The following is an 11695-nucleotide window of genomic DNA, read 5'->3' on the forward strand; positions in this document are numbered from 1 at the left end:
AAGGAGCTAACACTATGACAAGACTACTGTACGCGTTGATCGGATGCCTTTTGCTAATCCTGGCCGGCTGCGGTGGTGGCGGGGGCGGGGGCGGGACCACCTCCACGGTGTCGGGTACCGCATCCAAGGGGCTGATCAGGAACGGCACCGTGATCATCTACGCCATTAACCCCGACGGGACGCAAGGGGGGCAACTGGCCACGGCGACCACCGACTCCAACGGCCACTACAGCGCCACCCTGACCAACTACACCGGCCCCATCCTGGCGGTCGCCTTCGGGAGCTACGTCGACGAGGCAACCGGGCAGACGGTGACCCTTGCCGCGGCCAACCCGCTGAGAGCGGCCCTCCCGTCGGCCAGCGGCACGGTCTCGCTACCCGTCACCGGCCTGACCGAGTTGGCCGTGCGCCAGGCGGGCACCCTCACCCCCACCCACATCACGGACGCCAACGCGCTGATCAGCTCGGTCTTCAAGGTCGATATCCTCGCCACCACCCCGGTGGACGCGACCCCCTCTGCGCTCGGCGCGGCAGGCGTCACCCCGGGCCAGCGCGATTACACCCTGGCGCTCGCCGCCCTGTCCCAACTGGCCAGCACGAGCTCGGGGGGGACGCCGGGACAAAAACTCGATGCGGCCCTTGCCACGCTGTCGCAGGGGATCACCAGCAACATCAGCAGCCAGACGGCTTCCACCTTCGTAAACGCCTTGGACAGCTACCTTTCGAGTAACAGCGGGGTCAACGAAGTGGTGACCAGCCACGGCGGGAGCGCACTGGTAAGCGTGGGAAGCCGCAGGGCGGTGATCACGGTCGCGGTCTCCGGTGCCGGTACCGGGATACACGGCGCCGAGTTCAGCATGAGCTTTCCCGCCGGGGTCACCGTGAAGTCGCAAAGCGACGGGCTGACCGACAACTGCGTGCTGGGAGCCACCGCGGGCACCTCCGGAGCCCTCCTGGCCGGCAGCTTTACCGCGGCCTCCGGGAGCACGCCCGGCGTCCTCAGGGCGGTCCTGGTCTCGGCCACAGCGGTGACCGACGGCGCCATCCTGGTCATCAACGCGGACGTTGCCGACAGCCTCACCCCGACGGCGGCGGAATTCCCGATCTCCCTCGTTTCCGTGGTAGGGGCGGACGGGGCTCCGGTAAGCGCTGCGACGGTGGCAGTAACCGGGGTCAGCGTCCAGTAGCTCAAAATATCCGTCTCCGCTTATTCCATGACTCCCTCGACGACGACCGGCTGCCAGGCAGGGGCGTTTCTCCTGCGCTCCCGCCTGGTAGCCCTCTTTTCCTTTCGCACACGTGACAAGGGCTAATCCCTGGATCTCTTGAAGGAGGTGGCCATGCCTCGGAACCTGGTCGTCTTACTGCTCTTCGTTTGCCTGCTCATACCCGGTGTCAGCAGAGGGGATGTCCTTACCTATGCGGCGGACCCCAACGGCAGTGTCAGCGGACCCACCCCCCAGTCGGTCGCAAGCGGAGAACTGGCCCAGCCGGTCACCGCTTCGCCGGTTACGCCCGGCTACCGCTTTTACAATTGGACCTGGCCCAGCTCGAACGGTGACGGGGCCGTCTTCGGATCGATCGATAATCCGTTGGTATTCAGAGCGGACGGCAAAGACCATGAACTGACGGCGAATTTCGTGGTCGACACAGGGAGTAAGATACGTGTCAAGAGTGCAGCCCCGCTAGTAAACCAGATAATTGGAGGGGCGACCTTCACTGTGGTGGTGGCGGACAAAAACGCAAAGGCCTTCGGTGTGGATGCGGACCTCAACGTTATCGGTGACGGAGGATACCTTTGGTACGACCTCGAAGCGATAGCGGCGGGTCCTTACTACGTGGTCGGCTCCAAGAGTGATCACTCATGGCGTGAATACGGAAGATGGCTCGATCCCGTGTCGAAATTGATGGTAGGCATCCCCGACCCCCCTGATTTACAGGTGTTTTCAACTGCCCATGGCGGGACCAAGAAGTTTGCGGCCGGCGCGGGGCACCTCGTCGCACTAATGAACGATGGTTCGCTTTACTTTTGGAAGGTGGACAACACCTACGGCCAGGGTGAACAGCCTGCTGACCTAAACGGCGAAACCGTCATCGACGTGGCGGCGGGGGATTATTTCACCGTCGCTTTGACCAGCGGTAACAAGCTAGTTGCCTGGGGGAAGAATGACAAAGGTGAACTTGCCCTGGCCGCCGACGTGATAGCCTCGTTGGGGCTGGCAGGTGTGACGGTCACCTCGACGGGAACCACCGACAAGCCGGTCATGGTGACCGAGGGGCTTCCCCCCCTTGCCAAACTGGAGGCGAAATTGACCCACACGGTTGCGCTGACCGGGGACGGCAGGGTGATTTGCTGGGGGGGCAACGAGTATGGCCAAAGCAGCCCGCCAGCCGGACTTGGACCGGTGAGCCAGATCGCTGCCGGCGGTCATCACACCGTTGCTCTTTTAGCGGATGGGACAGTCACCGGTTGGGGCGACAACAAGTATGGTCAGATCTCGTTCCCGGTCGGGTTGAAAGACATAACCTTGATCGGTGCAGGGACGGATCACACCTTCGTCTCCAGGGGGGACAGAGCCTTGGTCGGATTCGGGCGCAACCAGGACCATCAGACCGATACGCCCGAGGCGTACTTTGACTCCGGCCCCAACTACCTGGCCTGCACGCCGGTTACGGTCAGTTACAACGGGAGCACGGTCTGCACCATCACCGATCCTGACCCCCGCTACAACCCACGGAGCATGTTTGCCAACGGGGTCCCGATCACCATGGCCGGGAATTCCTTCACCCTCAACAACGTCACAGCCCTCCAGACCATCACCCTTTCGATCGGCAATGTTCCTCCTCCGCCGGTCAGCGCCACCGCCGTTAAAGGGGTGCAAAGTGCCATGGTATCCTTTAGCCCCTCTCCGCGCGAGACAGCGGGGGTCACCGGTTACACCGTATCCTCCACCCCCTCCGGAGGGATCGATACTGCGGCCGGCACTACCTCCACCAACCATTACCTATCCAACCTGACCAACGGCACCTCGTACACCTTCACGGTGGTGGACAGCAATATAAACGGTACCGGTCTCCCCTCGTTCCCGTCCAACCCCGTGACCCCCCAGGGAGACCAGGAGATCACGGTGACCCAGGCTCCCACCAGCGCTATCTACGGTAACAGCTTCACTGTGGCGGGGACCGCCCCCGGCGGCCCTGTGGTATACACCACCTCCGGGGGGTGCACCAACACAGGGGCCACCGTTACCATGACCAGCGGGTCCACCCCGTGCACCGTCTACTTCGACCAGCCCGGGGGTGGGGCGTACAATCCGGCCGTCCAGGCAACGAAAACGGTGGCCGCGGTCAAAGCCGACCAGGCGCTCAACATCTACCAGCCGGCACCTCTCACCGCACCCTTTGCCACCTCCTTCACGACCTGCGCCTCGGCCCCGGGCGGGGCGATAAGCTATGCAAGCACCGGGGGGTGCAGCAACGTCTCGGGTACCTTTACCATGACGAGCGGCACTACCGCCTGCTCGATCACCTACCGTCAGGCCGGCAACGACAACTACAACCCGGTCCAGCAGACCGTCTCGGTACCCACCTCCAAGATCGCCCAGTTCCTCGCCGTGACCGGTGCCCCTCCCGGCTCCGCGCCCTATGGCTCCTCCTTCACGGTGGCGGCCTCCGCCGCGGGTGGAGACCTAGCCTTTAGCGCCTCGGGCGGATGCAGCAACAGCGACGGGACCTTCACCATGACCAGCGGGATCAGCGACTGTACCGTCCGGATCGACCAGGGCGGAAACGGCAATTACCTGGCGCTGTCCCGAACCTTCACGGTGACCGCCAACCGGGCGGCCCAGAACTTCACCGTGGTCGATCCCGCCCCCCAGCTGGCGGTGTACGGTATGAGCTTCACCGTGAGCGCCACCGCCCCGGGCGGGGCCGTCACCTACAGCAGCGCCGGCGGTTGCACGAACAGCGCCGGGGTCTATACCATGACGAGCGGCACCACCTCCTGTACTGTCCGCTTCGACCAGGCGGGGAATCAGGACTACCTGCCGGGTTCGTCCAGCATCACGGTAACCGCGGGGAAGGCGGGACAGGCCATCACGGTCTCCACCGCGGCCCCGACCGCCGCGGTCTTCGGGGATAGCTTCACCGTGGCGGCCTCCGCACCGGCGGGGGGCGTCTCCTACAGCAGTTCGGGCGGGTGCAGCAACAACGGGGCGCTCTTCACCATGACGAGCGGCACCACCCCCTGCACGGTCCGTTACGACCAGGGGGGGGACGCGGATTACGGCGCCGCGGTGAGAATCACCTCCACCACCACGGCAGCCAGGGCCGATCAGTCCATCTCGGTGACCACCGCCGCACCGGTGACCGCGCAATTCGGCACGGGCTTCACGGTGGCGGCGACCGCCCCGGCCGGGAACGTGACCTTCGGCAGTTCCGGCGGCTGCACGAACTCGGCCGGGAACTACGCCATGACGAGCGGGAGCACCCCCTGCACCGTCACCGTCGACCAACCGGGGGACGCCAACTACAACCCCGCCACCCGGAAAACCTCGGTCACCGCCGCCACCAAGGCTTCCCAGGGGATCACGGTCACCACCCCGGCTCCTTCCTCAGCCCCGTTCGGATCGACCTTCACGGTGGCGGCCACCGCACCCGGCGGCGGGGTCACCTACAGTGCCGCGGGGGGGTGCAGCAACAGCGGCGCATCCTTCACCATGACGAGCGGAACCGATCCCTGCACGGTCTATTTCGACCAGTCCGGTTCGGCGGACTACGGTGCGGTCAGGGACAGCCTGGTGACCACCGCGACCAAGGGGTCCCAGGCCATCACCGTGGTGACGCCGGCCCCGGCCACCGCGTTCTTCGGGGCGAGCTTCACGGTTGCCGCCAACTCTGCGCTGGGGACGGTGAGCTATTCAAGCGGCGGGGGGTGCAGTAACAACGGCGCCGTGTTCACCATGACCAGCGGGACCTTGCCCTGCACGGTTCGCTACGACCAGGCGGCGGGAGGAAACTACCTGGCCGCGCCTCAGATCACCTCGACCACCACCGCGGCCAAGGCGCCGCAGGCGATCTCGGTGGCTACCGCCGCACCGTCCACGGCAGCCTTCGGGTCGAGCTTCACCGTCGCGGCAGGCGCCCCGGGAGGGACGGTCACCTACAATAGCGCAGGTGGGTGCAGCAACAGCGGGGCGGTCTTCACCATGACGAGCGGCACCACTCCTTGCACGGTACGCTACGACCAGCCGGGGAGTTCCAACTATGCCGCGGCAAGCCCAGTCTTCTCCACGACGGTTGCCACCAAGGCGGCCCAGTCGATCACGGTAACCACCCCGGCCCCGTCATCCGGGACGGCCGGTGTGTCGTTCACGGTCGCGGCGACCGCGCCGGGAGGGACGGTGGGCTTTGCCACCTCCGGCGGATGCACCAACAGCGGGGCCACCGTCACCATCACCGGCACGGGCCCCTGCACCGTCATCTATTCGCAGGAGGGAAGCGTCAATTACAGTGCCGCCAACCCGGTAAGCTCCGTCACCAACTCCGGCAAAGCCGACCAGGTGATCACCGTGACCACCCCGCCCCCCGCCGTGGCCCCCTACGGTGCCAGCTTCACGGTGGCCGCCACCGCCCCGGGAGGCCCCGTCGCGTACAGCAGTTCCGGCGGGTGCACCAACTCCGGCGGTACCTTCAGCGTCATCGACGCCGGCACCCCCTGCCTGGTGATCTTCGACCAGGAAGGGGATGCCACCACCAACCCTGCCACCCGGGTGACCACCAGCACATCGACCCAGAAGGCCGATCAGGCCATCTCCATCGTGACACCCGCTCCCGCCTCCGCGCAGTTCGGCACGAGCTTCACCGTGGCCGCCACTGCCCCGGGAGGCCAGGTGGTCTATGGCAGCTTTGGCGGTTGCAGCAACAGCGGCCCCACCTACACCGTGACCAGCGGCACGGTACCCTGCACTGTCCTCTTCGACCGTCCCGCGAGCACCAACTACAACGCGGCTCCCCAGAAGAGCTCGGAGACCGCCGCTGCGAAAGCCGACCAGGCGATCACCATAACGAGCCCGGCACCGGCCTCCGCCGCTTTCGGGGCGACCTTCTCCGTGGCCGCAACCGCTCCGCGCGGTGCCGTGGTCTACGCAAGCCAGGGGGGCTGCACCAATGCGGGGGCAACCTTCACCATGACCAGCGGATCGCTCCCCTGCGCCGTCTTTTACGATAACCCGGGTGATGCCGATTACGCCCCCGCTCCCAGGAGGAGCTCAACCACCGCCGCCGCCAGGGTGGAGCAGGCCATCACCGTTACCTCCTCGGCGCCGGCCTCGGCCCCCTTCGGCGGGAGCTTCACCGTTGCCGCCACCGCCCCCGGCGGCCAGGTCACCTACGGTAGTTCGGGCGGTTGCACCAACAACGGAGGCGTATTCACCGTCACCAGCGCGTCGCTCCCCTGCACGGTCACCTACGACCAGGCAGGAGACGGCAACTACGCTCCCGCACCCCGCAGGACCACCGATACCTCCACGGTTCCCACCCTCCCTGGCTCACCGGTGCTCGGGGTCATCTCCGCCGCCAACGGCGAAGCGGTCGTCGCCTTCACGGCCCCGGATTTCGATGGCGGGAGCTGGGTCACCGGGTATACGGTCACCGCCAACCCGGGTAACATCACCGCCACCGGCAGCGGCAACCGGATCACGGTAACCGGGCTCACTAACGGCACCGCCTACACCTTCACGGTCAGGGCCAGTAATCGGGCCGGCACCGGGGGGGCGTCGGCCGTTTCGGCACCTTACACCCCGTATCCCAACGGGGACCTCAACGGCGACGGGGCGGTGGACCTGGCCGATGTCCTTTTGGCCATGAAATTGGCGGTGGGGGGCGCTCCAACCTCGGCCGTTCATCTGGCGCGGGGAGACGTGGGGCCTCTTGCGGCCGGAAAGCCACGTTGTGACGGGAGAATCGACGTGGGCGATGTGACGGTGCTGCTTCGGAAAACGGTGGGGCTTGCGAGCTGGTAAGCCGGTAAGCTGGTAAGTACCGGTATGTGCCCTACAGATGGGCGGTAAAAAGGGAGATGGGCGCGGTGCCCATCTCCCTTTTCTTTTCTAAGGTCAGGGGAGGGGAGGGGGAGGCTCGCTGGGGACCACGTACCGCACGTAGGCATCCCGCAACCTCAAAAGATGCTTGCGGATGTACGGTTCGCTCAGTCGGTCGCGGTTGAAGAAGAGGTTCTCGGTGCTGAAGGGGGGCTCCAGCCGGGCTCCGATCGGGGTGCCGAGCCAGTTGAGGCTGTTCTTCTTGGCGATCGAGGTCTCCTGGGAATAGGTCCAGTCGTCGGTCCCGCGCAGTTGCACCAGCCCCGGCTTCATGTCCTTTCGGAGGGTGAGGGGAAGGTCGAACTGGATGCCGGCCGCCTGGTGGTTCCTGTTGTCGGTGGCGACGGCGTTTTTGTAAAAGACCGTTAGCGAGGAGTCGCCCCAGAAGCGCTTGATCTCGATGGTGGCCCCCCGGTCCTGGGTCATGAACTTGCCTGCGGTCCCCTGGAAGTAGAGGTCGAGGGGGGCGTAGAGGTAGCGGTAGCTTCCGAGGTACTCCTGTTTCTTGTCCTGTTTGTCCTGCCCGGTCGTGTAGACGTGGAGGAACCGGAAGCGGTGGGTGCCGTCGCCGGGGGCCCAGCTCACCTCGTTGGCGGTGCCGTAGCTTTCGGTGGTGACGAGCCCGGCACCCAGCATCATCATCACCGTGTCGGCTGGCTTGATGGCCTGCAGGACCATGGCCCGCTCGATGCCGGCGCTGTTGCGGTCGGAGCGGAAGGCCTTGCCGTCGTCGAAGTTTCTGGACCAGGTCACCGGGATGTCCGCCCGCATGTCCACGAAGGCACCTTTCCAGAGGTTGACGTAGAAGTCGGGCTTGACGGAGATGAGGTAGTCGTAGATACCGACCTCGGTGCCGACGTAGGCCTTGAGCCCGGGATACACCCAGAGGGAGGTGGTCAGGTAGGAGCTGTTGCCGCCGCCGGAAACGAAGGTGAACCCGCTGGCGTCGGCGACTTCCCGGGAGATCTTCAGGTTATCCTGGAGCCTTTCCAGGTTGGTGGCGTCCTGGAAGAAGGCGCGCAGAACCGGGATGGGTACCTCGACCTGGAGCACGGAGATCCCCTTTTTCCGCTCCACCATGCGCACGGTGTCGAAGGCGGCCGGGGCCTCCAGTTGCACATAGCCCATGACCACGCCCATGGCGTCCAGTTCGTTGTGGTCGTAGCGCGCGTTCTCGTACTCGACCAAAAGCAGCGGGCCGAGGTAACCGACCCTGACGTTCTGGAACCCGTCACCGGTCAGCCGCTTTACCAGCCGCTCGAGCCCGGCGGCGTCCGCCGGGGTGGGAGCCTGCTTCACGGCCGCGGCAGCGGCGGGCGAGGGGGCTTCCACCTGCTTCCCGGCCGTAGTTTCGGGGACGGGGATCGGCTTGGCGTAGTTGTGGTCGAGCCCCAGCGGGAGCTGCAGACCTGCCGCGAATTCCGGGCGCAACGGCTCGTGGTCGAGCGAGCTCTTGAAGGTGAGATGGAGGTGGGCGGGAAATCCGAACACGCTAGGAGAGATGAGCCTGATGCCGACGTTCTTTTCGGTGGTGTCGTCCTCGGCGAGCAGGTAGAGCCAATCCGCCGCCTTGAACTCCACGCCGCCGAAGGTCCCCTTCATGCGGTCGGGACCGGTCCCGTATCCCAGGCTGAAACGGAACCTCCAGAGCTCCTCGCTGGCCACCGCGTACTTGGTCTTGAGGAAGGAGGCGTTGTGGCCGCCGTAGACGTCCTGGACCCCGACGGCGAAGGTCGGGATGTAGGGGCCGCGGGGGATGAAGGGGATGCGGAGCTTAAGGTTGCCGGAGAGGTCGCGCCCGTTGCCGTACGGGCGGGCATCGAAGAAGCGGCCGCTCAGCTCGAGGCCATCGTAGATCCCCAAGGCGAGGTTGACGCTCTCCTCGGAGGTGATCCGGCTGCGCCGCTCGGGCTCCTTCTGGTTAGAGTAGGTCAGGTAGACGGTGCCTTCCTCGGTGGTTTCGGCGTTGGGGGTGTTGAGCAGGCCGGTGAACCCCTGGAGGGAGAGGGCGTTGTGGAAGTCGGAGCCCCAGGACAGAGACGGGAGAAGGAGCAGGAGAACGAGTGGGATGCATCTCAACGGCATGGACATAATCGGTACCTGGCGTGAATGGTCTGATCGGAAGGATCGGGAGGGGAGAAGGGGAACAATGTTTCACTAAACGGCGGCCAATAATAGTAGGAGGGGGAGGATGCCGTCAACTAAATATTCATTAAGATTAACACCTTCGGACGGTCGGAGGCGTCGGCCGGGTGGCGCCATAAGAGGAGGGGCCTGCCGCTGTTCAAGGAAGGGCAAGCGCTGTTCAAGGCCGGTACCGCAGATAATGACATTCAACTTTCCACCAGGGAGTGGCGTCCGGATATTTAACCTGTCATTGCGTCAAGTTATAAAAATATTTCCCATTCAAAAATAGGTGGATAACTTTTTGAAAGACCATGATTAAGACAACCAAAAGGGGGCCTTGATCATGGCTAAGGTAAGAAAGATTTTAACCTCGATGGCGGCGGCTTTGGCGATCTCGCTCGGAATGCTGGGCATTCCAGCGGGTGCCGTCGCAGGGGAAACATCAGTTTATATCAAATCGGGTTGGTACAACTGGCGCGAGAACCTCAACGGGAGTTCCTTCGTCAAGGAAAGCGGTCTCATGCACGGAGTGGGGGCGGCCAGGAAAGACAGCTTCGAACCGGTCACCCTGCGGGAGAAGCTGGAAATTTGGGGGGGCAACCTCGACTACGACGGGCACGACATCACCGGCACGGTTCCGCTTAAGTCCGATACCTCCTACCTGGGGACCCGAGAGGAAGTGGCGGTCTCCCTGCCGCTGGCGGCGGGGGAGGGGGTGACGGTCGAACCCTTTGCCGGCCTCGGGCACAAGTTCTGGATCCGGACCCGTTCGAGTGAGGACTGGAATACCTTTTACTCCAAGGTGGGGTTGGGGGGCGAGGTGGTCGCCAGGGATCTCAGGATCTTCGCCAAGGGGGGGGCGCTCATTCCGATCTACACCCGGACCCGCGTGACGCTAAGTGATGCCGGCTACCAGGACGTCGTCACCGAGCCCCGGTCCCAGCCCTCCGCCTTCGTCGAGGGGGGCGTCAAGGTGGGGTCCTTCGTGTTGAGCGTCGAGTTCGAGGGGATGAACTTCGGCGAATCCTCCCGGGTGGCGACCCATTCCCTCTCTGCGGGGCAGGGGGCCGCGGTGGTCAACGGTTTCGCCTTCCAGCCCAAAGCCCACTCCGACTTCGTTTCCTTCAAGCTCGCCTACCAGTTCTGATCAAAAAGATCGCCGTCACGCATATGCCGCCGGGTCTTCTCCGGCGGCTTTGCTTATTGGACGAGGCTCTGGACCACCAGCGCCAGGGTCAAGACGATCATCACGATCACCGTGATCCACGAAATGATGTTGAAGCTCTTGGAGTTGACGTATTCCCCCATCAGCTCCTTCTTGTTGATCAGGATCAGCATGAAGATCAGCACGAAGGGGAGCATGGCGCCGTTCACCACCTGGGACAGGAGCATGATGGCGATCAAGGGCGCATTGGGAATCAGGATGATCAAGGCACCCACCACGATCAGTCCCGTGTAAAGCCACATGAACTGCGGAGCGCTCTCGAAATCGTGATCGACGCCGGACTCCCACCCCATCGCCTCGCAGACGCAGTAGGCGGTGGAGAGCGGTAGGATGGAGGCGGCGAAAAGCGAGGCGTTGGCCAGCCCGATGGCGAAAAGCGAAGAGGCGTACTTGCCGGCTAATGGTGCCAGCGATACGGCCGCGTCCTTCGCGTCGGCGATCTTGTCGCCGTGGACGAAGAGGGTGGCGCCGCAGGCGACGATGATGAAGAAGGCTACCACGTCAGTCATGATGCATCCGAAAATGACGTCGAACTTGCAGGCCGCGTAATCCTTAATCCTCACCCCTTTTTCCACCACCGCCGACTGCATGTAGAACTGCATCCAGGGCGCGATAGTGGTCCCGACTACCCCGATCACCATCATCAGGTAGGAAGGTTTCAACTGGAAGGACGGGGTGACGGTCGCCACCATGATCTCCCCCCAGGAGGGCTTGGCCAGGACGGCGGAGATGACGTAGGTGAAGTAGACGGTGCAGGCGAAGAGGAAGACCTTCTCGACGAACTTATAGCTCCCCTTGACGATCAGCCACCAGACCACCAGAGCCCCGATCGGGACCGAGATGTACTTGCTGACCCCGAAGATCTCCATGGCGGCCGCCCAACCCGCGAATTCGGCCACCGTATTCCCCAGGTTCCCCAAAAGCAGGAACAGCATCAGGTAAGCGGTCACCTTGACGCCGAAATTCTCCCGGATCATGTCGGCCAGCGTCTTGCCGGAGACCACCCCCATGCGGGCGCACATCTCCTGGACCACGATGAGGGCGACGGTGATCGGGATGAGGGTCCAAAGAAGCGTGTAGCCGAAGCTTGCGCCGGTCACCGAATAGGTGGCGATCCCTCCCGCGTCGTTGTCGACGTTGGCGGTGATGAGGCCGGGGCCGAGCACGGAGAAAAAGAGCATGATGTTTTTCTTGTTGAGTTTCATATAAGTGTCTCCAGGAAACGGTGCGACGCGTGCGGCGA

Annotated in this window: 5 protein-coding genes; 3 read left to right on the forward strand and 2 right to left on the reverse strand. The window is 64.1% G+C overall.

Annotation, left to right across the window (positions count from 1 at the left end; all coding sequences use genetic code 11):
- Window positions 1–14: 14 nt before the first annotated feature.
- Entirely contained in the window at window positions 15–1187 is a 1173-nt protein-coding gene (locus ACYVL5_RS17260; RefSeq protein ID WP_460596817.1) for a hypothetical protein, read from the forward strand.
- Window positions 1188–1340: 153 nt separating this feature from the next.
- Complete coding sequence (locus ACYVL5_RS17265; protein ID WP_460596818.1) at window positions 1341–7022, forward strand: fibronectin type III domain-containing protein; 5682 nt, start codon at window positions 1341–1343, stop codon at window positions 7020–7022.
- Between the two features lie 93 nt (window positions 7023–7115).
- Here ACYVL5_RS17265 and ACYVL5_RS17270 read toward each other — a convergent pair whose 3' ends face one another.
- Complete coding sequence (locus ACYVL5_RS17270) at window positions 7116–9191, reverse strand: YjbH domain-containing protein (RefSeq protein WP_460596819.1); 2076 nt, start codon at window positions 9189–9191, stop codon at window positions 7116–7118.
- A gap of 379 nt (window positions 9192–9570) precedes the next feature.
- Between ACYVL5_RS17270 and ACYVL5_RS17275 the strand changes: the two genes are divergently transcribed.
- Window positions 9571–10374 (forward strand): hypothetical protein, encoded by an 804-nt coding sequence (locus tag ACYVL5_RS17275; protein ID WP_460596820.1) that lies wholly within the window; start codon window positions 9571–9573, stop codon window positions 10372–10374.
- A gap of 53 nt (window positions 10375–10427) precedes the next feature.
- On the opposite strand, the gene ACYVL5_RS17280 is transcribed toward ACYVL5_RS17275, so the two are convergent.
- A complete protein-coding gene (locus tag ACYVL5_RS17280; protein ID WP_460596821.1) occupies window positions 10428–11657 on the reverse strand; it encodes an NRAMP family divalent metal transporter in 1230 nt (409 codons plus the stop codon).
- Window positions 11658–11695: the final 38 nt, after the last annotated feature.

It is taken from the genome of Geomonas sp. Red276 (assembly GCF_054784495.1).